Raw genomic sequence first — 22,088 nt, 5'->3', positions numbered from 1 at the left:
GAATCAGTTCCGATCCGGCACCAGCTTGCCGGGGTTCAGCGTATCGCGCGGGTCCAAAGCGGCCTTGATCGCGCCCATCACCTGCCACGCCTCGCCATGCTGAGCGGGCATCAACGCGCGCTTGCCCAAGCCAACTCCATGCTCGCCGGTAATCGTGCCGCCGACGGCCAGCGCACGCTCGGCCATACGAAACGCGACCTCTTTTGCGCGGGCCACCTCGGCCTCGTCGCCGGGATCGACCAGCAGGATCGAGTGGAAATTGCCATCGCCGACATGGCCCACAATCGGACCGATGAAGCCATTGGCCGCGATATCCTCGGCGGCGGCGTGAACCGCAGCGGGCAGTTCTGACATCGGCACGCAGATATCCGTCAGCACCCCCGAGGCACCCGGCCTCAGCGACAGGCAGGCGTGATAAGCACCATGCCGCATCCGCCACAACCGGGCGCGATCCTCGGGCGTGGTTGCCCAGTCGAAACCCTTCGCGCCGTAATCGGCTGCGATCTCGCCAAACCGCTCGGCATCCTCGCGCACAGCACCGGGAGAGCCGTGAAATTCAACCATCAGATGCGGCAGTTCCGGCAGGCTGGCCCCGGCATAGCCATTGAAGGCCCGCGCCGTGGCGGCATCGACGAATTCGATCCGCGCCATCGGAATGCCCGACTGGATCGTCGTGCTGACACATTCGACGGCCCGGTCCAGATCGTCGAAGGCGCAGACGGCAGCGGCAACCTGTTCGGGCTGACCATGCAGACGCAAGGTCAGTTCGGTGATGATGCCCAACGTGCCCTCGGACCCGACGAACAGCGCGGTCAGGTCGTAACCTGCGCTGGATTTCGCCGCGCGCGTGCCGGTGCGGATGATCCGCCCGTCGGCAAGAACCACCTCCAACGCCAGCACGTTGTCGCGCATGGTGCCATAGCGCACCGCAGTCGTGCCGCTGGCCCTTGTCGCGGCCATCCCGCCAAGGCTGGCATTCGCGCCCGGATCGACCGAAAAGAACAACCCCGTCGCCCGCAATTCCTGATTCAGCGCCTCTCGTGTGACGCCGGGCTGGATCGAGACGGTCATATCCTCGGGCCGGACCTCCAGCACCCGATCCATCCGCCCGAAATCCAACGTCAGCCCGCCCCTGACCGCCAAAGCGTGCCCCTCCAGCGAGGTGCCCGCCCCCCATGCGATCACCGGAACCCCGACTTCATCGCATGCGGCAAGGATCGCCGAGACTTCCTGCGTGGTTTCAGGCCATGCGACGGCATCCGGCGGTGGCGCCCGGTGGAAGCTTTCGGATTGCGCATGGTGATCACGGTCGGCAGCGCCCTCGGACAGGCGGTCGCCCAACAGGTCGCACAGTCGATTGCGCAGGTTTTCGGGCAAAGACATCGGCAATACTCCGCTTATTCTCAATGACTTGACGCACATGGGATCCTTGGCAAACCCTTCGGCGTTCTGTCATCACAGCATCACGATCATGACGTCATATATGTCCGACCGGAAGGCTTCAAACCGTGCAGGAGCGAATATGGAACCCTCGTCGCTGAACTCTTCTCCGATGCGCGCGCGCGCGAGCCTGCCCGACGGCCTGATCGCCGATGGCCCGGCCCGCAGCGATCACGCCTATGTCACGCTGGTCAGCAATCCCGATTATGTCGTGGGCGCCGAGGCGTTGCTGCGGTCGCTGAACCTCACCGGCACCAAGGCCGATCTGGTCGTGCTGCACCGCACCATCGAACCCGCGCAGAAAGCCCGGCTGAAAGCACTTGGCGCGCGGCTGATCGCCGCCGATCTGCTGCCGACCTCAGCCGCCTTCGACAAGGCTCATGCGCGCGAGGAACTGCACGCCCGCGCTGCCTTCACCCGCGGCGCCAAGCCCGATTTCCACACTCCGCTGGAGAACTTCGTCAAATTACGGCTGTGGCAGCTTGATTACGACCGCTGCGTCTTCATCGATGCCGATGCGATCGTGCTGCGCGAGGTCGAGAAGCTGTTCGAGATGCCCGAATTCTGTGCCGCGCCGAACGTCTATGAAGGGCTGGACGGCTTTCACCGGATGAACTCCGGCGTCTTCACCGCGCGCCCGAACCCTGAAACCTATCGCGACATGCTGGCCGAACTTGACCGCCCCGGCGTCTTCTGGCGGCGCACCGACCAGACCTTCCTTGAGACCTATTTCCCCGACTGGCACGGTCTTTCGATCCACCACAACACGATGCAGTATGTCTGGTTCAAGCTGCCGGCCCTGTGGAGCTGGAAAGACATCCGCATCCTTCATTTCCAGTATGAGAAGCCGTGGCAGAACCATGACAAGGCGCATCTGGTGCGCCCGTTGATCGATCTGTGGCGTTCGGTCGCGTCCGGTCAGCCAGTCCCCGACCTGATGGCGCAGGAGCGTCCGGCAGCCTGATGCGCATCGCCCTGACTGGCGCGACGGGCATCGTCGGCGGCTTCATCCTGCGCGGATTACGGGCGGCAGGTCATCAGGTCGCGGCACTTGACCGCGCCACCGGCTATCACCTCGGCGACAGCCCCGATCTGACAGGTCACGACGCCCTGATCCACAGCGCCTTCGCCCATCTGCCGGGTCGCTATCGCGGCGGCGAAGGCGACGATGCCGACAGTTTCACCCGCCTGAACCTCGACGGCAGCAAAACGCTATTCGATGCCGCGCACCGTGACGGCGTCGGGCGTATCCTGTTCCTCTCATCCCGCGCGGTCCATGACGGCTACCCGGAAGGTACGACGCTTCCCGACGACCTTCCACCCCGCCCCGCCAATCTCTACGGCCAGATCAAGGCCGAAGCCGAGGCATATCTGACGGCTATGCCGCTGCCGACCTGCTCGATCCGAGCGACGGGCATCTATGGCCCCGGTCGCGGCCATAAATGGCACGGGCTTTTCAACGACTACCTCGCCGGACGCCCGATACCTCCCCGCATCGCGACCGAGCTTCACGGCGACGATCTCGCAACTGCGATCCTGCTGCTTCTTGGCACAAGCAAACTTCCTGACGCGGTCAACGCCAGCGACCTGACGCTGGATCGCCACGATCTGCTGGCAGAGGTCCGGTCGCTCACCGGCTCATCGCACCCCCTGCCCGCCCGCGCCGACCCGACCCCGCTCAAGGTCCAGTCCTGCCAGCGCCTCCACGATCTTGGCTGGCAACCGGGCGGCATGGCGAAACTGCGCGCAACGCTGCCCGATTTGCTTTCTTCTTCATGAAAATATCCCTCGTGGCAGGCCGCCACGTCGGAATGCAATGTCAGGCGCGCCTCATCGCCGCCATACCCAACACACGCGCACGCTTGCGCGGATCACTATCGAACAGCGCCGCCAATTGCTCGGTCATCGCCCCGGCAAGCTGCTCGGCATCCGTGATCGTGACCGCACGCTCGTAATAACGCGTCACGTCATGGCCGATCCCGATAGCCAGCAACTCGACCAGCTTCTTGCGCTCGACCATGGTGATCACGTCACGCAGGTGCTTCTCCAGATAATTCGCCGGATTGACCGACAGGGTCGAATCGTCCACCGGCGCACCGTCCGAGATCACCATCAGAATCTTGCGCTGCTCTGTGCGCCGGATCAGCCGACGATGCGCCCATTCAAGCGCCTCACCATCGATGTTTTCCTTCAGCAGGCCCTCTTTCATCATCAAACCCAGATTGGGCCGCACCCGCCGCCAGGGCGCATCGGCGCCCTTGTAGATGATATGGCGCAAATCGTTCAGCCGCCCCGGACTGGCCGGACGCCCGTTCTGCAGCCACAATTCCCGTGCCTGCCCGCCCTTCCAGGCGCGCGTGGTAAAGCCCAGAATCTCAACCTTCACGCTTGACCGCTCCAGCGTCCGGGCCAGAACATCGGCGCAGATGGCCGCAATCGAGATCGGCCTGCCCCGCATCGACCCGGAATTGTCGATCAGCAGCGTCACCACCGTATCGCGAAACTCGGTGTCCTTTTCGACCTTGAAGCTCAGGGGCATGGTCGGGTTCGCGACCACGCGGGCCAGACGCCCGGCATCCAGAACCCCCTCTTCCTTGTCGAACTCCCAGCTTCGGTTCTGCTGCGCCTGCAAGCGGCGCTGCAACTTGTTGGCCAATCGGCTCACCGCGCCGCGCAACGGCTCAAGCTGCTTGTCCAGATAGGCGCGCAAACGCTCCAACTCGGCGGGATCGGCCAGATCCTCGGCCTTGATCTCTTCGTCCCAGTTCTGCGTGAATACCTTGTAATCGGGCGAGGCGTCGCTGACCGGCGGCGGGATGTCCGGGGGCGTGTCCGCCTCTGGCATCTCGGCCTCGTCGCTCATCTCATCCTCGGACTGGTCATCCATGCTGACCTGAGCTTGCCGCTCGTCCTGCTGCTGCTCCTGACTACGCTCGGGCGAGGCTTCCGCGTCCTCGCCGTCATCCTGATCGCGCGACTGGTTGTCGCCCGCTTCCTCATCCTGCTCGGCATTCTCGTCCGAGTCGTCATCCTCGGGCTCATCGGGATCGTCGCCAAGCTGGTCGCCATAGCCCAGATCGCTGATCACCCGCCGCGACAACCGCGCGAAGGCCGATTGATCGGCCAGAACCTCGTTCACTCCGGCCAGCGCGTCGCCAGCCTGACTTTCGACGAATGGACGCCACAAATCGGCCACATGCTGCGCCGCCTGCGGAAGCGCGCGCCCTGTCGCCGCCTGACGCACCAGATAACCCGCAGCGACGGACAAGGGCGCATCCGACGGCGTCTTGATCTGGGCATAGCCCTTCTTCTCGGCATCGGCCCCGATCCGCGCGTCGATATTCGACAGCGCCCCCGGCATGTCACGCGCACCAAGCGCTTCGCAGCGCGCCGTTTCCAGCGCCTCGTAAAGCTCGCGCGCCATCGGCCCCGAGGGTGCGAATTTCGAATGCGTCGCCGCATCGTGATGGCGCAGCCGCATCGCCAACGCATCCGCCGTGCCCCGCGCCATCAGAATCTCGTCGCGGCTCATCCGGCGACTGATCTGCGGCAGCCGCATCGTGTCGCCCGTGACCCCGGCCGGATCGGCGCTGAAGGTCACGTTCAGGTCACGATCATCCGCCAGCGCACGAGTCGCCTCGGACAATGCTTTCTTGAAAGGATCGGCGGGGTTGTCAGACTTTTTCATACCCTCCATAGACCACCGCCCGCCGCGCGGAGCAAGGGCAAGTCGATGCTTCCCGCGCGAAGATCGCTTGAGAAAGACGCACCACCCGCCCCCGCCCCGATCAGGCGTCCACGGTCAGCGGAATGTCAGATGTTCGTCGATCGCAGTTGCGATTTCGCGGCGGATCACCGCGTGAAGATTATGGGAAAAGCGCTCGCCAAGACTGCCATGCAATTCATCGCGGACCATCGACCGGACCATCTTGCGGATCATTTCCGCCTGCAGCTCCGTCGGCTCGCGAACCGCTTTGTCCAACGCAATGTCGGCGCTTGCCGTAACCGGCGAAACCTTATCCTCGGTCGGTGCGACCTGTGGCATATGGTCCAGATTTGCGCCGGTGGTGACTTGCCGCCAAGGCAGAGAGAACATCGCCAGATGCCGGTTCAACGGCTCGATGTCTTCAATCTTCGGTAGCAGAGGCACGGCCTCGGCCATCCCCAGCTCTTCCGGGGCAGACGGCACAGGATCTTGAACCACTGGCGGCACAAGAACCGGACGGATCATTTCGGGCCGCATCCGCTGCTTCCAATCGAAGGCTTCGGCGAAATCGTCCTCTTCCAGATCGACCAGCGCTTCGAACTGATGTGTCGCCCCATCAGGCACAGTCAGCGGATCATCGGACACAACCGGGGTTTCAAGGCGAAGCGGCGCCAGCGGGATGATCTCTGCCTGCTCGGTCGCGGCGCCATTCAGAACCTCTTCCGCGGCAACGGTATCCCGCCAAAACGGACCATCAACCTTGCTGCCTTCTGACAGACGGTCACGGGCAGCGATAAGCGCTTCGTCTTCGGCGATCATGCGGCGGATCGCGGACAGGACGTCACCAATGTCTTCGGAAAGGCGCGAGGCGGAAGAAAAGCGGGGGTCAATCATGACGCCCCCGCTTTTCGCTAAGATCAGTTGTCCTGACCGATTGCCCGCAGCACGCGATCAAGATCGCGGCCCTGCTTGCTGGTATGCGGCGCGTCGCGCACGGCATTGTAGTATTGCGAAGGGTCATATGTGGGAATCCCCAGTTTCAGGTGTTCTACCGTCAACAAACCCATAGCGGAGAGAAGTTGATAATGTGCTAATTGCAACTGGGCTTCAGCCGAGATCTTGTCGGCGCGCGCCTCAAGCAGAGATTGCTCGGCATCCAGCACGTCCAGCGTCGTCCGCGCGCCCAAAAGCGCCTCTTCGCGAACGCCGTCATAGGCCTGTTGCGCAGCCGAAATCTGCTCATCGATCGCGCTGATCTGAGCACGCGCGACCGCAATATTGGCCCAGGTTTCTCCGACACGCTGACTGACCTGACGCGACAGGTTCAAAAGCGCCGAACGCGCCTGATCGCGCTGCGCCATCGCCTTGCGATGCGCAGAGGGCAACCGGCCTCCGGAATAGATGGTCTGCCTCATCTCGAGCGACAGAGCGGCATTATCGCGGGTGTCATAGTCTTGCGAACTCTGATCAAAGCCGCGGGAAACACCTGCTCTGAGAGATCCAGACAATGTCGGATTGCGGTCCGCCGCAGCACCCGCGACCGCCAATTCTGCAGCCGCCGCCTGACGCTGCGCCTGCTTGATCAGCGGGTGGTTACGCTGTGCAATCTCACGCGCGGCGTCAACCGATGCGGGCAGTTGTGGCAGCGGCGGCGGCGCGCTCAGATTGGTCGCGCGACGGCCTGTCGCTGCCAGATAACTTTCGCGCGCAATCTCAAGGTCGCCCTGAGCCACAGCAAGACTTGCCTGCGTTGCAGCAAGCTGTGCATCGGCCAAAGCCACGTCTGTCACGGTGATTTCGCCGACATCGAAACGATCCTGAGCCGCCTGTCTTTCGCGGCCCAGAACCTCGACAGAGTTCTGTTGCAGGGCCACCTGCTCGGTCGCCGAACGAACATCAAAGAATGCGCTGGTTGCCGCCAGCATGATGTCCTGCTCAACCGCGACCAGCGCCTGACGTGTGGCAAGAACCTGCTCTTTGGCGGCGTCGATAGCGATCTGCGAGCGCCCCCAATCATAGAGCAGCATGCTTGCCGCCAGTTCCAGCGAGGTCGTGCGGGTCGTCAAATGTCCCGCTGAGGTCTCGTTTCGGGCCACCGAATGACCTGCTACCCATTCAAGGACCGGGCGCAGTTGCGCGATTGCGGAGGCGACATCCTCATCTGCGGCGCGCAGCACGGCGCGGTTCTGTTCGATCAGCGCCGAGTGACGATAGGCCGCGACCATGGCGTCGGCCAGCGAATCTGCATGGGCGGGAAGCACCACGCCGATGCTGAGGATGGTCGCAGCGGCCAGTTTTCGTAAGGACGAGATCACAGATAGAACCCCCGTTGTCGGCTGAAGCCCGCCAGCAAGGGCGCATGGGCATTGAAGGCGTAACGCCAGTTGATCCGGCCGTTCAGCTTCTGCCCCAATCGTGCGACACCAAGCGACCCCTCGCTAAACAGGGCGGCGATCCGCCCCCCTTCCTTCAACTGATCGGCAATGGACGAGGGAATTTCCTCGACCGCGCCTTCGATCAGCACCACATCATAGGGCCCCTGCCCCGGCGCACCCTCGGGCAGTTCGGCGTTCAGGACGGCGACATTGAAAACGCCCGCCTCGGCCAGCCGGGTTTCGGCTTCGGCGGCCATTTCGGCATCATCCTCGATCGCGACGACGGCCTCTGCCATCCGCGCCACGACGGCGGCCGAATAGCCGTAGCCACAGCCCAGATCGAGAACCAGATCGCCGGGCTGGATGTCCAGCGCATCAACCATCTTGGCCAGCGTCCGCGGCTCCAGCAGAACCCGCCCGCGTCCAAGATCAAGGTTCTCGCCGGAATAGGCGACGGCGCGACGCGACGCGGGCACGAAATCTTCGCGCGGAATTGTCAGCATCGCCTCGATCACGGGGAATTTCGTGACATCGTTCGGGCGGACCTGCGTATCCACCATCATGGTGCGCCGTTCGGCGAAATCGGTCATCTCGGGAACCTCTGCGGCCTGTCTTGCGGACTTATTGACACGATTTACCGGGCTGGGCAACGGCGGTCGTTCCTGACTTGCAACGCGCGCGGCAATCCATTATCCGGTTGCAACTCTCGACGGCGGCGGGTTGGCGGAGAGGTTACGCACCGGATTGCAAATCCGTGAAGACCGGTTCGATTCCGGTACCCGCCTCCAACGCTTAGCCAAATTGGCTAGTGCCGTGGCAACACGGCTGGCAACATTCCCGTTCTGTATTCATTCTGTTCCGCAGCAGCGTGACTCGCTGATCGGCGGTGCCGCATGACCCTCACCGCCGAAAAAGCCGGAGCCGAAATGTTGGCCGCCTACGAGGCGTTCATGAGCGGCAAACCGATCACGTCCGCGCAGAAAGAGCTTACCGACCGCGTGATACTCGCTGGCTCTTATGCTGCGGCTGCCTACGAAAAGTATCCGTTTTGCGAGGGTGGGGCCGTTGGCGCGCTAACCCGTGCATTCCTCTCCGCCCTTGTCGATCCGCTTGACCCTTCGCTGGACTATCTGCGCGAGGTTCCCGCTGCTGGCGAACAGGCTCGCGCAGAGCGGAAGGCAGGTGCCGCATGACCCGCTGGACCCAAATCGCGTCCGACGAATACTGCATGACCTACTCGTTCACTGACTTGGACGACGCGGATGCTCGCAGCGAACCCTATCCGAAGAAGCCGCCGAGTGGGTTCATAGCAAGGCCGAACAGACCACCTAGGGAGTTGTTCATGCTCTGGCTTTGGGCCAGCCGTTGCTGGTAGTTTTGATTTATCAGGCCAGCAACGTTCGTGTTCCCAACATCAACCTGCGGCGTTGACGTATAATTCGGAGCCTGCACCTGCGACGAAGTCAGAAGGCTGTTAAGCTCGTTGATCGGCTGATTGCGGATGTTGGTCATCTCTTGCAGTCCCTGCGACCGCGCGGCGTTGTTGAACTGCGCCGACTGCATGGCTGCCTGATTGCCCGCCTGCTGCGCGCCCAGACCGAACAGGCCCTGTTGCGTGCGTGCGTCGTTGCCGAATTGCGCGCCAGCCAGTTGGGCCGTGTTCTGTGCCCCGAATTGACCCAGCATCGCATCATTGCCGAACTGCGCCGCCTGACGCGCCATATCGACCATGCGTTGCTGTTCCTGACCGCCCGCCATGATGGTTGCCAGCCGCGCATCGGTGTTCTGGCGCTGCATCCGCTCCATCTCGGCGTTCCAAGCCGCGCTGCCCTCCTTGATCCCCTTATGCCTCCTGAATGTTCGCACCTTCAGCGCGCAGGACGGCTTTCTTGATGGCGTCGAATACAGCCATTGTCAGGCCTCCAGATCGGCCAGCATGTCGCGAAGCGTATCAACTGACGGGTTGCCGCGAGGCCGCGCGCCCGTCTTTTCCGCGATCTGTGCTTTCAGGCTCTCGCGCTCGTCCTGATCCGGCTCGGGCTTCTTTTCCGCCTGCATTTCCGCCAGCTTCGCCCGCAGGTCGGCCAGTTCCTCGCGCAGAGCGATATCCATTGCCAAGCCACCAGCGCGTTCCAGATAGGCGGTTGCCTGATCCTTCATCTCGCGGCCTTGCGGGCCAAGGTTGGTCAGGTTCTTGCCGTCCAGCGATGCCAGAGCCTCGGCGGTATAGACCTTCAGCATCCGCAGTTCTTGGCGGCGCGCTTCGGTCAGGAACGGCAGTTCCGACAGCGGCGTGCCCTGTGCGACCTGCTCTTGCCCTTGCTTGAACCGGCCATATGCTTCGGGCCAGCGGTCAGCATATGATAATTCCTCGCCATCCACCCGCTTCCACATCGACTTTGCCGGAAAGGTCGGGGCGAAGTTGCGATCACCTGCGATGCGAATTTCGACCATCTCAACGTCCTTGAAGATCGGACGCCCTTGGCGCTTGCTCGCAATCGGGTTTTCAACGGCAACCGTCTTGAAGAACGGCACCACCAGAGATTCATTGTTCTGCATGATTTTTCTCGTCTGAGGAGTTGCGATGAAGGGGGTACAGGCCTTTATCCCCTTGTCTTTCAAGGCAGCTCTGAACCAATCGGCGTCATAGCCTCTGTCGGCCAGCAGCTACCCCGCCTTCGGCAGGCTGCCCAGCAGAGCCGCTGCACCAGTGTAATCGCTGACTTGACCGGCCGACATGAAGAACCCGATCGGCCGCCCCTTTGCATCAGCGACGGCGTGCAATTTGGTGTTCATGCCACCTTTGGTCCGCCCGATCTGACGTTCACGCCCCCCTTTTTGACCCGCAGGCTCGACGCCGTGCGGTGTGCCTTGAGATACCCTCGCCGTGGCGCTCGAACCAATGGCGCTGCCACGGCTCGACATCGATCATGATCGTCTTGTGTTCGGCGCTCTCGGTGGCCAGGCCCACCATGATCCGGGCGAAGACACCCTTCATCACAGGCACGCTCGAACCATTGGCGCTTTGCCTGTGATACTCCAACGCTTCCACCGGTTGTAGAGTGTCTTTGCCGGGCCGTATTCCTTCGGCGCGTCACGCCAGCGCAACCCATTGCGATTTATGAAGATTATGCCACTCAGGACGCGACGATCATCGACGCGGGGCTTGCCATGGCTCTTCGGAAGGAAAGGCTTGAGGCGCTCCATCTGGGCATCGGACAGCCAGTAAAGGTTGCTCATCGTTCAGGTCTCCTTGCGAGGCCTGAATCATGCCAAAGGTCTGAAATCAATGGGTCCTGAGCCTAAGGAAATCACAAAACGCATTAACTATTTAATGTGAACGTTGCTGCTCTCAGTAAATTCCACCAAATGCAGATACTTTCAATTTTCCCGCGCGTAGCAGTGCAAGATCTATGCCTCGTCTTACGTTCGCGATTCGCCACGATGTATCAATACACCTTAGTGTATTGGCAATCTTGTAAGAGCGTACAACCATCTAATCGGAGCTTACAGAAGCCTGAATCGCGCGCAGCAGCTTAGATCGATACCCCGGCGTTACCCAGATATTCAAGGAAGCACATAAAGGGCTAGCCGTTTCTGGCTAACCCTTTGAATTAAATGGCGGACCCGGAGCGATTCGAACGCCCGACCCCCAGATTCGTAGTCTGAAAAATGGCCTTTGAAATCAAAAGGTGTTGATAGAGGGCTGGCATCTATCCCGCCAGCCCTTTCACGATGGCGTTGCAACCAACTTCATCGAAAGCCGCAACGCCCTGCCAATGATCCCGATGCGAAAGAACCGAAAGGTGCGTAAATCTGTCAATATGACCATCTACACCCTGCGCAACATGGTCGAGCGCTCCTTCAACAAGCTGAAAAACAGCCGCCGGCTGGCAACCCGCTACGACAAAACTGCAGACAGTTTCCTCGGCTTCGTAGACGTCGCCTGCATCAGGCTATGGCTCCGCCATTTGTCAACATGACCTAGGCCGAGCATGTCGAGCCTGAGATTTGCTCTCAATCGGATATATTCGGCCTCATCGCCAATCCTCATTATCGATATAGTCGCGGATCTTGTCTGATTTGTTGTATTTGTCGGTCCGCCCGAAGACATCGTTCATCTCATCCGCGATCCGCTGATCGAACTTTCCATCAGGATTGGCAATCTCGTGAAGTTCTTTCAGATACTTCACGATATCTTCGCGCGTCCCCTTGCCTGCGTCATCGCCGTAGCTGACAGAGACGACTTGCTTCACGCCGTCCTTTTCAAAAATGACGTTGCCATTATCCAGGACCTCGATCGAGGCCACATCGACGCGATCTATATCTTCTCGGAAATCGCCAAACTTGCCAGGCTTGCCGCCGTCACCGAAGAAGGGCAGCCCGTCAGCGCTTTCCTCCATGTCGATCTTGTTCCGGATCTTATCCAGATCGTTGTATTTGTCGGTCCGCCCAAAGATGTCGTTCATCATCTTCACCCGGTCGTCGTCCAGCTTGCCATCGGGCCTTGCCAGATCGTGCAGGCCTTCCAGATAGCGGATGATCTCTTTGCGGGTCTTCTGATCAGCATCGGTGCCGTCAGAGGGGTTGATGACTTGTTTGACGCCATCCTTTTCAAAGATGACGCGCCCGCCTTCCGCCAGTTCGATCGAACCGACATCGACGCGGTCGATGTCTTCCCTGAAATCACCGAACGTCCCCGGACTTCCGCCATCCCCGAAGACCGGCAGACCCGAGGAATCCTTGTCCAGTTCCAGCTCGTCTTTCAGATCGTCCAGATCATTGTAATCGTCAGACTTGCCGAACAGTTCTGAAATCTGGTTGATCAGTTTCTGATCCGCTTTCCCGTCTGGATGGGTCATCACATACAGATTATTCAGATAGTCGTAGATTTTTTCAGCTTCCTTGTCGCCAAGCTCGCCGCTGTCATCCTTGTCCAACTGCCATTTCTGCCCGTCTTTTTCAAAATAGATGACGCTGCTGTCTTTCGAATCCGGCTTGATCGAGCCGATATCGACCCGGTCGATGTCTTCGCGGAAATCATTGAAGGTGCCGACCTTGCGGTTCCCGTCCTTGCCGAACAGCGGCGGCTGTGAATCGTCGATCGCCCGCTTCAGATCGTCGATCTCGTTATAATTGTCGGATTCGTCGTGCAGCTTGGTGATCTTGTCGACGATGCCCTGATCTTTCTTCCCGCCCGGATGGCTGATCTGATACAGATCCTTCAGGTAGTCGATGATCTGACGGCGTTCGTTATCCCCGGCCTTGCCGCCGATCTGCGGATCGATCACTTGCTTCACGCCATCCTTTTCAAAGATGACCCGGCCGTCATCGGCCATCTCGATCGAGCCGACATCGACGCGATCAACATCGTGCTTGAAATCCTTGAACGTGCCGGGCTTGCCCTCATCGCCGAAGCGCGGCAGGCCTGACGGGTCTTTCGTGCCCTCCTGATCTTCGATTTCCTGATCGTGTTTCTTGTCCCATTTATCGAACCAGTCATCACTGACATTGCCATGTTTGCTGACATAGTCGGTGAAGTCTTTGTATTGTTCGGGACGCGCTTCCCAGACCGGTTTTCCTTCCGGGTAGAGGTCGTAATATTCTGCTGTGCCGTGGTGATAGTTGTATTCGTGGCGGGCGTGGATTGTGTAGTTCAGCTTGTCGCCCCAGTTGTCCTCGGTCACGCCAAGCGTGCCCCAATCGCGGAAGTCCTGACGGACATCCTCGGCCTTCTGGTCTTGCTTCTTCTTGGCGACAACGCCTGCGATGATTGCGGAAATACCGCCAAAGGCCACCCCGGCGATGCCAAGCGCGCCTGACACGACGCCCAGCGTTGCCGCCGTGGCCGGACCCGCGATCATGCTGGCAAGGCTGGTGCCAGCCATGCCGGCGATGCTGGCCCCGCCCAGAAGCTGCATCGTGGCGCCTGCATACTCTTCCGGCATCGCGTCGGGATTCTTCATCAGCTTGTCGATCGACATTGCGCCCAACGCGATGTCCAGAACACCGCCGGTCAGGTCGGCCAGACCGCCGACCGTGCCCATCACACTGCCGACGATCCGCAACTTGCTCGCGGTGTCCATGTCGCTGGGATCAAGGCCTATCGAGCTCACACGGCTGTCCATAGTTCCAACGATGCTACGACGACTAGCATCACTGGCGTCATCTAGCGTCGCTGCCAAACTTTCGGCACGGGCGCTTTCGACGTCGGAAATTCGCTCGTCCACATCACTCATCGTGACAGAGAACGCACGCTCGCCTTCGCGGTCGATGACGCCGTTCAGATCATTGACCAGACCCCTGCTCCAGTCGTCCATCTCGATGTCATCCAATGCAAGCACCGGCGGACGTTCAGAGCCTGCGGAAGACGGGCGGTCGGGATCCAGGGACTCCAGTTCGATATCAACCGGGCTGTTCCCGGCATTGGTAAAGCGCTTCTCGAACACCTCACGTAGCTGGGTGTTGTCTTCCAGGCCAAGCATCTTGGTCATGCCGGGATTGTCGAAGACCGCTCCCCAGACCGATGCGCCCGCCTGCGCCAGCGCAGGTGTAGTCGCGACCGTGATGAGCAGAGCCCGGGCCGCAGCCATGCGCTCTTCCAGCGTGTCGCCCTTGTTTTTCATCAGGCCATAGACAGCCGCTGTCCCTGCCAGCATCCCGCCAGCGGCAGGCAGCGCGCCGTTCATCAGGCTGCCATTCAGCAGCGCGGCGGCGCCGTTCCTGACGCCTTTCGGAACATCAGGGTTGTTTCCCTTGATCACTTCATTGATGCGTGAAGTGACATCTTTGATGTCAAATTTCTTGTGTTCTTTGAAGGAGTCACTGACCGCGTTATTCGCGATCTTAACTGCATCCTTATAGCTGTCTAAGCCCTTCTTGATATCGTCGGGGAGATTCCCTGTGCCATCCTTGAGATAGTTCTGGACCGCTTTATCAGCAAAACCGATGCCAAAGATGGATGAAAACGTGCCCTGCAATGCCTGCTGAACGGTATCGCTGACCGCAACCTCGAACGATTCCGGATCGAATTCTCCGCTTTCGAGGACACTTGACAACTCATCAACCAGACCCTGATCAAGGAACTTGTTGCGGATATCGGTCGCTTTTTCCTTGTCCAGAAAGTCAAGCGACTTCAGGTCGTTGGCGAAGCGGACCTTGGCGGCATCCGGATCCATCTCCTCCAGCATCTTCATGTATTTTTCGTCTGACATCGTCTCGTAGACGTTTTCCGTCAGACCGCGCTTGTCTTCGATCTTCGATGTGGCATCGCGCATCAGCTTGTCGACGCCTTCGACGATCTCAGGCTTTTCGGCAAGCGTCGCCAGCTTTTCGGCGATCTCTTCTTCTTTCAGCAGGCCGTAGGTGCTGGCCTGATCCATGATAACGGAATCTTTGAGATAGGTGCTGGTGTCACCGTCCCAAGCGAAAGCATCCTTTTCGACCTGATGCGGCAGGTAGTCGTAACCCGCGACCAGCGCCGATTTGGCTTCCATCAGTTCGAAATACTGACGGCGCGGATCGTCCAGATCCAGATCACCCCATTCCTTCTTCATGTTGTCGTGGAACAACTCACCGACGGTTTTACCGTCTTCGGTGGTCTTCGCTTCCATGAAGTCGGTGGTGCTGGAGGGCGGAACCTTCACCTCGACATTGTTATCGGTCTTGTCGATTTCGGTTCCCAGAAGCTTGCCTTCCAGGATCGAGTGTTTGAACGGCGTTTCGTTACGGTCAACCGTGTAAGTCTTGCCCTCGTATTGATAGGTGATCTTGTCCTCGTTTTGCTTTTTGGGGTCGAGGTTATTCAGCGGTGGCAGGACATCATCTTCGCCAAGGGTCTTTCCGCCCTCGTTGTCTATATTCTTATCTTTGTCGTTATCAGGATTCGGTTTGTCGTTTGATTTGCCTGTAGTAGCCAAAAGTATAGGTTTTTCGGGAAGGTTCGCGCGATTTTCCAGCGGCCTGTTCTGCGGGTTATCCGTTGCCGAAACGTTCATATCAAAACCTCCTCGTCTGCCTATAATCTCCGAATTCTTCCCGTCGGAAGAGCGCAGAAATGGCGTTGTTGCAAAAATATCTGATTCGATCAATAGCTCAGCGCGCAGGCAAATGCTCATCAAGCGAAATTGCGCCATGAAGGTGTGCGGTGCTTTACTCAACACTGACTAATTCCACGCGGACTTAGGTCATGTTGACAAATGTAGGAGCCACAGTCTGATAGACCGACGACCACTTGGCAAACTCCTCTGGCAGGTCACGCCAGGGCGTACCGATCCGTGCTATCCAGAAATTGCCATCCAGAACAAATCGATGGTCCACAGGCTTGCGCCCGTTCTGATGCCGGACGGCTCGACTGAAGCCCTCAAAAAATGCCCATTCATCGTCGGATATCTGGTTGCGCGCCAAGTTCATCTCCCACGTAGAGGTGATCTTGAATCACAGGACGCCGATCAGTGGAATCCCTTTTGTCAACACGTCCTAGGATGCCGCCTATCCACGCCTCCCACTCATCCGGCTCGGTCGGGATCACCGGCATCGCTTTCGGGTGAACGGCCTTCACCTCGAAGTTGGGATCGCAGGTTAGGAAGGCATAGAGATCACCGTTGCCCGTATGTTCCGCGAATTTGCTTGGTGACAGAAGGCAGCACTGATCCTGAGCTTCAAGACATCAACCGACTGATGAGGAACTGCCATCACTCATCCGAACTTCGCGCCTGCAGCACCGATCCTCTGCTGCACCTCGTTATAGCTTTCGATCACTGCAAGCAGATGTGACCCATGCTGATACGGGTTGTTCAGCAATATTTCGGCCCCTTCGCCTTTTTGCTCCAAGTAGATGATATGCTCGACGTTGACGGTGACCTTTTGGCCCGGCACATTAAATGACAGGCGAGTGACTTCTATGAACATAGGCCGTCCTTGTCTGGTGTTACTAGGAAGCGAACTTGACCCCGAGATGGCCGAGATCGTTGACGATGACCATGTAAGGCTCAGTGACGTTGATGATGGTGCCGTCAGAAAGCTTGATTTCGGTGCCGGCGTCGTCAACGGTCTCCCGCACCGAGATAATGTGCTCGACAGCTAAGGCTATTCTGCTTGGCGACCTTCCGGGTTCATTCAGGTGGAGAATCATGAAAGCCACTTGCCGTCTCCCGGATCAGTGAAAGTGGGGACGCTAGGCGTTTCCGTGATGCGGGGCAATGTTGTCGTGGCACGACCGTCAATTTTGTACTCATTTCGGAGAGTGTCGTGAGCTGGCACATTGAAATACGATCGATGATCCCTATATCGTTAGGGCTACGTTGCTTCCAACCGCACCCTGTCTCCTTAATTTTGGCTTCAGTTTGCCACTCGAACTGACCTGCCAAACCGCTGCATCCTGCGAGCGGCCCCAAAATTATGGAGATATCACGATGGCCAATGGCACCGTGAAATGGTTCAACGCAACTAAAGGCTTCGGCTTCATCGCGCCTGAGAGTGGCTCCAAGGACGTTTTCCTGCACGTTTCGGCATTGGATCGTGCTGGAATTCATCAAATTGCCGATGGTCAGGCTGTCTCATTCGATATCGAACGCGGTCGTGACGGTCGGGAGGCCGCGATCAATCTGGCGCTTTCCTGAACTATGCCGCCGTGAGTCCGGCCCAATGGGCCGGACCATTACTGAAGGAGCAATAGCTTGACCTCCAAATCCGCCGCCGAAGCTTTTTTCAAGGTCACAAAGCCTGACACCCCTTGGGATCGAACCAATGATGTCGCGAGACAGATTATCTCGGATGAAGTTAGTCTTCGCGACGCGAATGTCAGCCGCTTACGCGCTCTCCGCGCAGCGCAACCTGTCAGCGCACAGGCGCCAACTAAGAAGAAAAAATGAACGCTAGCCGAGCTTGACGAGCTCTGCGAGGCGGCGGTGTATCGGCTGCTTCCTTGGCAATTCTGCCTCACCGTTAATTGGGAGACAGCATGGTGGGCGAAATTATCGACCTTGAAGCGCGCAAGGCCTACGGCTCGATCTATGAGGCGATCATCGCAGCCAGCAAAGAATTCGGCATAGATGAGGAAGGCGCTACCGCAATAGCTCTGCGTTCGCTCGAAATTCTGCATGAGCGAGGCCGACGATGAAAGTAACGAGACCGATCAACATGACAAAAGCGCCAGCCTTAACGGACGAGGAAGTCTACCTCACAATTCTTGAGAATTGCCTGCATATAGGTGTCGAAAAGATAAAGGCGCAGGAGATCGCACATCGCGCCGTTGCAAACCGTCGAGCGGCTTCCAGAGCGAGAGTGTGACTACCGGCCACGATTACACACCTTACCTCGAATCAATAACTTACCGCCCCCGGTTTGAGGCCGAGGGCTGAAACGTATTGGATGCTTGGCTCAAGCCACCCCGGCCCGCTTTAGGGCCACGGCTAGCGCATCAACCGCAGGCCCAGTCTTCTCGCCGGTCACCTGTTCCAGCTTCGACCGTGCAAGATCATCCAGGACACCGATCGAAGGTCGCAATGACCCGATCGCGTCAGGGACGCTCTGCCGGGCATAGTCGAGGATCATCGTCACCGCCTTGTCGCCCGTCAGCTGGTTAGCCAGCGCGAGCCGGGCAGCGTTCATCAGCGCCGAATGCAGCGCCTCGCGATGTCGTGCCTCGATATCAATGCCCCATTTCTGGCGGGCCTTGGCCGCAGCCCAGCCAATCAGCAGGGTGATGGCGGCGCCGAACAGCTCCAGCAGACCAGGCCTTGCCGCTTCGAAGAGGTCGCCGATCGCGCCGGCGGTGGCGGGCATGGTGAAGGTCAGCAGCGCGATCAGGGCCACGGCGACGCGCCTGAGGATCGGCAGGATGAAAACGGTGACCACGAAGGCCAGCAGAAAGATTGCAACGGAAAGCATATGTCAGGCTCCTTTCAGGAAAGCGCGAACAGTTCGCAGCGGACCATCTCGCGCAGATGGTCGCCGACAGTGATGGGATCGGCCGGGCCGGGGATGTCGGGCAGGACGGCGATGTCCCATTTGTTCTTCTGGATGACGCCAAGGCTCGGCTGGATCTCGGCGTGCGACAGCACCGACCAGTGCGACAGAGGAATGTCATAGACCCGGCACAGACGGGCTGTCTCGCGGACCAAGGTGGACACCTGCTGCGCGGTGATCGGTGCCTTGCCCCAGTCGAAGGGCCGCTCCTTGGCGCCGAGCATGGCGCAGAGCGACAGGCCAATCGCCCCGCTGCTGGCGTTGAGCGTGTGCGAGCGCGGCGTGGTCGGATCAACCGGCCAGCGCACTTTGCCCGCACCGTCAATCAGCGCATGATAGGCCTTCAGATCGGTGGCGTTCGGCTCATGCCCGCCGCCGGTCCAGTGCCAATGGATTCGGGTGATCCCTGTCGGGTGGCGGAACGGCAGACCTTTGGCCTTCTGCGACGCCACGGCGGCGGCATAGGCGGCGCGGGTGCGCGGGCCGTCAATTCCATCAATAGGGCCGGGCCAGAAGCCCAAGGCGGCGCAGCGCGCTTGCTGCGCGCGCACCGCGTTCATCACGGCGGTCATTGGTATCTCCATGAAAAAGCCCGCGCGAGGCGGGCGGGTAACAAAGTTTCCGGCAATAACCGGCTGCTACGCGATAGTTGCTGACGGGCCAGTGCAATAGGCGCCGGGCACCCCCATCTCTCTAAGAGTCAGGCTGGTATTTCCCGGCTCGATTTATGGAGGTCCCGATATGGGCACCGAACAGAACCAAGATAAATCTACCAATCCCGCTCCTTCGAATAAGGAGGGTGTTATCGGCGACAATCAGCCGGTGAAAGATCAAGACAATTCTGCATCCAAGAAAATGGCCGACGAAGGCGGATCGTCCGAGAAAAAGAACCGGCTTCCGGGATGATCCTGTTTGCTGATTGGTTGCTAGATTAACGAGTGATGGCGGGAGGGCTGTGAGGGCGCTTCCGCTAATTGATGTGTTCTTATAGGGGGCTGGCATGACCACGTATGTGTACAGGGCGAGTCGTAGAACAGACGGCGCCGATATCCTCAGCGATACCATCGAAGACCTGCGCAATATTGGATTTGAGATGTTGGCGGAGACAGTGCGCTCAGTCCTCATTCATACTCACCCATTAGCGCGGGATTTGGCGCATCACGATATTGAGGTCGAGCTTTGGCTCGCGCCGAGCAGCCGTGCGGATGCGACGTGAGCTCCAGTGATTGAATCTAGGCGAGGAAGTTGACGCCCTAATCTGGCCGGACAGATTGCCGCCATGAAGGCGACTCACGACGACAAGACATTCACACTGGCGAGGCGCTATCGTTCTCGAATCTACCCGCTCGAGGAACTGCCGGAGCAACCGGCGTTTTATCGCATGCTGAGGGAAGAGTATCCCAAGTCCGGCAAGACCTATGATGAGACCATCGCTGAGTTTGAACGGCCCACAAAAATTATGTCGCGCGGCTAGCGGGCCCGTTGTACTTTTCCATTCGCTCTGGCGACAGAGGGACGGTCGCGGCTGGCAGGAACCATCCCGCCGCGACCGCGCCGAACTGGACAAGTCATGCACATTGGCGCATCACTTTCGCGCGCCGATAGCCCGCTTTTTGCGGTCGGCGCCGGGCCGGGTTCCCGCGTTCCACCGAGACCCGGTCCGATTTTCCTATCCGAAAAGACAATATGACGCGCACGTTAGAGACGATTTCATCACCATCAAAGACCGGATGGCTTGTGTGATTGGTTACGAGTTCGCCGCCCGGTCGTTAAGGTTCCCGCCGCCATTTCAGCGCCACGGCCACAGGTGCCGTTCGTTTTCGGGGATCAGAATCTGACGGCATTTCAGGGCGTAGACTTTTCTTTCAAGCGATAACTAGGTGCTATGAGATAGTTTCCGCGAGGCTGATGTAACGGGTCCGCCGTAGCCCCATATCCTAACAGTCAGGCTGGTATCTCCCGGCCAGACTTATGGAGGTCCCTAGATGGGTACCGAACAAGATCAAGACAACTCGAACGATCCGAAATCCGCCGAGACCGAGGGTGTCTATGGCGACAATCGGCGCCAGCAGGATCAGGACAACGCTGATTCCAAGAAGACCGGCGACGAAGGCGAAGCGCCTGAGAAGAAGAACCGGCTGCCAGGATAAAATCTGCAGCTTGAGGCGTTGATCGCGTGATGAGTTGGGCGGGGAGACCCGCCTTTTTTTGCGCGATTTTTAACATTCATCTCAACCAAAAGAATGGAATGAAGATGCGTCTTACCTATGAAAAATGGCGCCAAGAGCGCGCCAACCTCATCAAATCGATAGAGGTCGCGAACCTCGCCAACCCCGGCAGCCTTATTGCAATCGCGTTTCAGCGCGCCTTGACGTGGATCGAAGAACATCCTGCTGCGAAAAGGCAAAGCCCTGTCGCGCAACTTGCCTACGCTCAGGTTTCCGTCCGCAACAAAGGCCTCTAATGGAGCTCGCCGCCAACGCCGGCCCTTATATCGAGAGGGGCGGCCCTTCGCGTATCGAGCCAAGCAGGCTGTCTAGCGTGCGCGACCTGGCGGCTGCGTGCGGTCATCCCAATGCTGAATGTGCCCGCGCCCCAGCAGGATCTTGATGTCGCGGTTTTGCTCACGCATCATATCGGTCAGATCCTCCAGCTTTTCGCGGGTATCGAGGCGTTCGCGCTCAATCTGCTTTTCGAGACGCGCGATGTCCTTTGAGTTGCCTCCCATCTTCGCCTCCAGTTTGACAAGCCAGACGCCAAGCCCGACGAAGGCCATGATGATGGCCCAGAAATCCCGCAGCGCTTCCAGCATTCTGCCCCCGGTGGTTAGTGTTTCGGTGGCGCCGCCTCCGCTGCGCATAAGGATGCCCGCACGAGACGGGTGGGTTTATTTGGCGGCCGGCCGCGATTAGATGGAAATGCCGTCCATTCCGGCGCTGACCTTCATCCGCTGATAGAGCGTAGCGAGTTCTGCGTCCGAGATTCGCCGCCGAACAATTGCCGCCGCCGCAATGTCGCACTGACCGGGGAATGAGGTATGAGAGCTTCCGATCTTCAGGCTGGCGTGCGTGTTCATGACTCGCGCGCCACCCGGAATCGGTAAGTTGTCGGTCGTTCCGTTTGTCAAATCATCCACTCTGACGAAGGCATTATTGACGAGCAGTGCACGACACGCCCACCCATCAGCGGCGCCTGAAATCGTCGGGCCGACGATGGCTGTGCCGGCAGCGCCGCCCTTGACATAATTTCCACTGGCGACACCGTAGAGGCTTAATCCCGGATTGCCCGGACTGGACCCGCTATAGTTGCCGAGGAACATGCTATTCTGGCCACCCGCAAGGCGGCTGACCACAACCAACGTCATCGCTGGGCCCGTTTCCAAAATCCCGGTATCCACGAAGTTCACTTGCCCGGTGCAACTGATATAGCCTTGGCTCTGCACCGGCGCGCCGACGATGCTCGGCAGCACTGACCCAGAAACAAGGTTTCTTCCCATCTGCCCTGCGGTGAAGAAGTTCAGATACTCGAAGCCCGCGAATGGCATCGAAAAGCCCGCGCTGTTACGCGCATCGGCCTGAATGATCAGATCCATAGCTGTC

The 22,088-nt window shown here is 59.3% G+C and carries 25 protein-coding genes, 1 tRNA gene and 3 pseudogenes; 13 read left to right on the top strand and 16 right to left on the bottom strand.

Annotated elements, in window-relative coordinates; all coding sequences use genetic code 11:
* Positions 1–3: 3 nt before the first annotated feature.
* Positions 4–1,383, bottom strand: a complete 1,380-nt coding sequence (locus tag JJJ17_RS14045) for an FAD-binding oxidoreductase (RefSeq protein WP_200687486.1) — start codon at positions 1,381–1,383, stop codon at positions 4–6.
* Between the two features lie 139 nt (positions 1,384–1,522).
* Here JJJ17_RS14045 and JJJ17_RS14040 point away from each other — a divergent pair, with 139 nt between their 5' ends.
* The gene (locus JJJ17_RS14040) at positions 1,523–2,404 is read left to right on the top strand and encodes a glycosyltransferase (RefSeq protein WP_234464106.1); all 882 of its coding nucleotides are present in this window, start codon (positions 1,523–1,525) and stop codon (positions 2,402–2,404) included.
* Positions 2,404–3,219, top strand: a complete 816-nt coding sequence (locus tag JJJ17_RS14035) for an NAD-dependent epimerase/dehydratase family protein (RefSeq protein ID WP_200687485.1) — start codon at positions 2,404–2,406, stop codon at positions 3,217–3,219. The genes JJJ17_RS14040 and JJJ17_RS14035 overlap by 1 nt, the downstream gene beginning before the upstream one ends.
* 40 nt (positions 3,220–3,259) lie before the next feature.
* Here JJJ17_RS14035 and cobT read toward each other — a convergent pair whose 3' ends face one another.
* From cobT to JJJ17_RS14015, 4 genes are all read right to left on the bottom strand, one after another.
* The gene (cobT, locus tag JJJ17_RS14030; protein WP_200687483.1) at positions 3,260–5,128 is read right to left on the bottom strand and encodes a cobaltochelatase subunit CobT; all 1,869 of its coding nucleotides are present in this window, start codon (positions 5,126–5,128) and stop codon (positions 3,260–3,262) included.
* Between the two features lie 114 nt (positions 5,129–5,242).
* Positions 5,243–6,040 carry a hypothetical protein gene (locus tag JJJ17_RS14025; RefSeq protein ID WP_200687481.1) on the bottom strand — a complete coding sequence of 266 codons (798 nt, stop codon included), beginning with the start codon at positions 6,038–6,040 and terminating at the stop codon, positions 5,243–5,245.
* 23 nt (positions 6,041–6,063) lie between these two features.
* Positions 6,064–7,458 carry a TolC family outer membrane protein gene (locus tag JJJ17_RS14020; RefSeq protein WP_200687685.1) on the bottom strand — a complete coding sequence of 465 codons (1,395 nt, stop codon included), beginning with the start codon at positions 7,456–7,458 and terminating at the stop codon, positions 6,064–6,066.
* Positions 7,458–8,111, bottom strand: coding sequence for a protein-L-isoaspartate O-methyltransferase family protein (locus JJJ17_RS14015; RefSeq protein ID WP_200687479.1), 654 nt, complete (start codon positions 8,109–8,111; stop codon positions 7,458–7,460). The genes JJJ17_RS14020 and JJJ17_RS14015 overlap by 1 nt, the downstream gene beginning before the upstream one ends.
* Positions 8,112–8,235: 124 nt before the next feature.
* Between JJJ17_RS14015 and JJJ17_RS14010 the strand changes: the two genes are divergently transcribed.
* Positions 8,236–8,309: transfer RNA gene (locus JJJ17_RS14010), tRNA-Cys, on the top strand.
* A 105-nt stretch (positions 8,310–8,414) separates the two neighbouring features.
* Positions 8,415–8,714 carry a hypothetical protein gene (locus tag JJJ17_RS14005; RefSeq protein ID WP_200687477.1) on the top strand — a complete coding sequence of 100 codons (300 nt, stop codon included), beginning with the start codon at positions 8,415–8,417 and terminating at the stop codon, positions 8,712–8,714.
* Between the two features lie 85 nt (positions 8,715–8,799).
* Here JJJ17_RS14005 and JJJ17_RS14000 read toward each other — a convergent pair whose 3' ends face one another.
* The 3 genes and pseudogenes from JJJ17_RS14000 to JJJ17_RS13990 all read right to left on the bottom strand — a co-directional run.
* Entirely contained in the window at positions 8,800–9,279 is a 480-nt protein-coding gene (locus JJJ17_RS14000) for a hypothetical protein (protein WP_200687475.1), read from the bottom strand.
* Between the two features lie 156 nt (positions 9,280–9,435).
* Positions 9,436–10,080 (bottom strand): hypothetical protein, encoded by a 645-nt coding sequence (locus JJJ17_RS13995; protein WP_200687717.1) that lies wholly within the window; start codon positions 10,078–10,080, stop codon positions 9,436–9,438.
* 30 nt (positions 10,081–10,110) lie between these two features.
* Positions 10,111–10,761 (bottom strand): annotated as a pseudogene (locus tag JJJ17_RS13990) (IS5 family transposase); the annotation flags it as partial.
* A 515-nt stretch (positions 10,762–11,276) separates the two neighbouring features.
* On the opposite strand from JJJ17_RS13990, the pseudogene JJJ17_RS13985 reads away from it, so the two are divergent.
* A pseudogene (locus JJJ17_RS13985) lies at positions 11,277–11,504 on the top strand (transposase); the annotation flags it as partial.
* Between the two features lie 54 nt (positions 11,505–11,558).
* On the opposite strand, the gene JJJ17_RS13980 reads toward JJJ17_RS13985, so the two are convergent.
* The 4 genes and pseudogenes from JJJ17_RS13980 to JJJ17_RS13965 form a co-directional block, all read right to left on the bottom strand.
* The gene (locus JJJ17_RS13980; protein WP_200687473.1) at positions 11,559–15,680 is read right to left on the bottom strand and encodes a hypothetical protein; all 4,122 of its coding nucleotides are present in this window, start codon (positions 15,678–15,680) and stop codon (positions 11,559–11,561) included.
* Positions 15,681–15,735: 55 nt separating this feature from the next.
* A pseudogene (locus tag JJJ17_RS13975) lies at positions 15,736–15,933 on the bottom strand (transposase); the annotation flags it as partial.
* A gap of 285 nt (positions 15,934–16,218) precedes the next feature.
* Positions 16,219–16,431 carry a hypothetical protein gene (locus tag JJJ17_RS13970; protein ID WP_200687472.1) on the bottom strand — a complete coding sequence of 71 codons (213 nt, stop codon included), beginning with the start codon at positions 16,429–16,431 and terminating at the stop codon, positions 16,219–16,221.
* A gap of 22 nt (positions 16,432–16,453) precedes the next feature.
* Entirely contained in the window at positions 16,454–16,663 is a 210-nt protein-coding gene (locus tag JJJ17_RS13965; RefSeq protein WP_200687470.1) for a hypothetical protein, read from the bottom strand.
* A 271-nt stretch (positions 16,664–16,934) separates the two neighbouring features.
* Between JJJ17_RS13965 and JJJ17_RS13960 the strand changes: the two genes are divergently transcribed.
* The 3 genes from JJJ17_RS13960 to JJJ17_RS13950 all read left to right on the top strand — a co-directional run bounded on the left by JJJ17_RS13960 (position 16,935) and on the right by JJJ17_RS13950 (position 17,641).
* Positions 16,935–17,141 (top strand): cold-shock protein, encoded by a 207-nt coding sequence (locus JJJ17_RS13960; protein WP_200687468.1) that lies wholly within the window; start codon positions 16,935–16,937, stop codon positions 17,139–17,141.
* 57 nt (positions 17,142–17,198) lie between these two features.
* A complete protein-coding gene (locus JJJ17_RS13955; RefSeq protein WP_200687466.1) occupies positions 17,199–17,393 on the top strand; it encodes a hypothetical protein in 195 nt (64 codons plus the stop codon).
* A gap of 89 nt (positions 17,394–17,482) precedes the next feature.
* Entirely contained in the window at positions 17,483–17,641 is a 159-nt protein-coding gene (locus tag JJJ17_RS13950; RefSeq protein ID WP_200687464.1) for a hypothetical protein, read from the top strand.
* Between the two features lie 260 nt (positions 17,642–17,901).
* Here the strand turns inward: JJJ17_RS13950 and JJJ17_RS13945 are convergent, their stop codons facing one another.
* Together JJJ17_RS13945 and JJJ17_RS13940 are read right to left on the bottom strand one after the other, a co-directional pair.
* Positions 17,902–18,411, bottom strand: a complete 510-nt coding sequence (locus JJJ17_RS13945) for a hypothetical protein (RefSeq protein ID WP_234464105.1) — start codon at positions 18,409–18,411, stop codon at positions 17,902–17,904.
* A 14-nt stretch (positions 18,412–18,425) separates the two neighbouring features.
* A complete protein-coding gene (locus JJJ17_RS13940; protein ID WP_200687462.1) occupies positions 18,426–19,061 on the bottom strand; it encodes a peptidoglycan recognition protein family protein in 636 nt (211 codons plus the stop codon).
* 169 nt (positions 19,062–19,230) lie between these two features.
* Here JJJ17_RS13940 and JJJ17_RS13935 point away from each other — a divergent pair, with 169 nt between their 5' ends.
* The 5 genes from JJJ17_RS13935 to JJJ17_RS13915 all read left to right on the top strand — a co-directional run bounded on the left by JJJ17_RS13935 (position 19,231) and on the right by JJJ17_RS13915 (position 20,953).
* A complete protein-coding gene (locus JJJ17_RS13935; protein WP_200687461.1) occupies positions 19,231–19,395 on the top strand; it encodes a hypothetical protein in 165 nt (54 codons plus the stop codon).
* Positions 19,396–19,489: 94 nt separating this feature from the next.
* Positions 19,490–19,705: a hypothetical protein gene (locus JJJ17_RS13930; protein WP_200687459.1), complete on the top strand. Its 216-nt coding sequence runs from the start codon at positions 19,490–19,492 to the stop codon at positions 19,703–19,705.
* Positions 19,706–19,768: 63 nt separating this feature from the next.
* Positions 19,769–19,963 (top strand): hypothetical protein, encoded by a 195-nt coding sequence (locus JJJ17_RS13925; protein WP_200687457.1) that lies wholly within the window; start codon positions 19,769–19,771, stop codon positions 19,961–19,963.
* A gap of 511 nt (positions 19,964–20,474) precedes the next feature.
* On the top strand, positions 20,475–20,639 hold the full coding sequence (locus tag JJJ17_RS13920; protein ID WP_200687455.1) for a hypothetical protein: 165 nt from the start codon (positions 20,475–20,477) through the stop codon (positions 20,637–20,639).
* 98 nt (positions 20,640–20,737) lie between these two features.
* The gene (locus JJJ17_RS13915; protein ID WP_200687454.1) at positions 20,738–20,953 is read left to right on the top strand and encodes a hypothetical protein; all 216 of its coding nucleotides are present in this window, start codon (positions 20,738–20,740) and stop codon (positions 20,951–20,953) included.
* Between the two features lie 72 nt (positions 20,954–21,025).
* Here JJJ17_RS13915 and JJJ17_RS13910 read toward each other — a convergent pair whose 3' ends face one another.
* Positions 21,026–21,301 (bottom strand): hypothetical protein, encoded by a 276-nt coding sequence (locus JJJ17_RS13910; RefSeq protein WP_200687452.1) that lies wholly within the window; start codon positions 21,299–21,301, stop codon positions 21,026–21,028.
* Between the two features lie 96 nt (positions 21,302–21,397).
* Positions 21,398–22,081 (bottom strand): hypothetical protein, encoded by a 684-nt coding sequence (locus JJJ17_RS13905; protein WP_200687450.1) that lies wholly within the window; start codon positions 22,079–22,081, stop codon positions 21,398–21,400.
* Between the last annotated feature and the right edge of the window lie 7 nt (positions 22,082–22,088).

This window comes from Paracoccus caeni, from assembly GCF_016629665.1.
Classification (GTDB): domain Bacteria; phylum Pseudomonadota; class Alphaproteobacteria; order Rhodobacterales; family Rhodobacteraceae; genus Paracoccus; species Paracoccus caeni.
The sequence above is the reverse complement of the archived record's forward strand: the minus strand, read 5'-3'. Positions and strand labels throughout refer to the sequence as shown.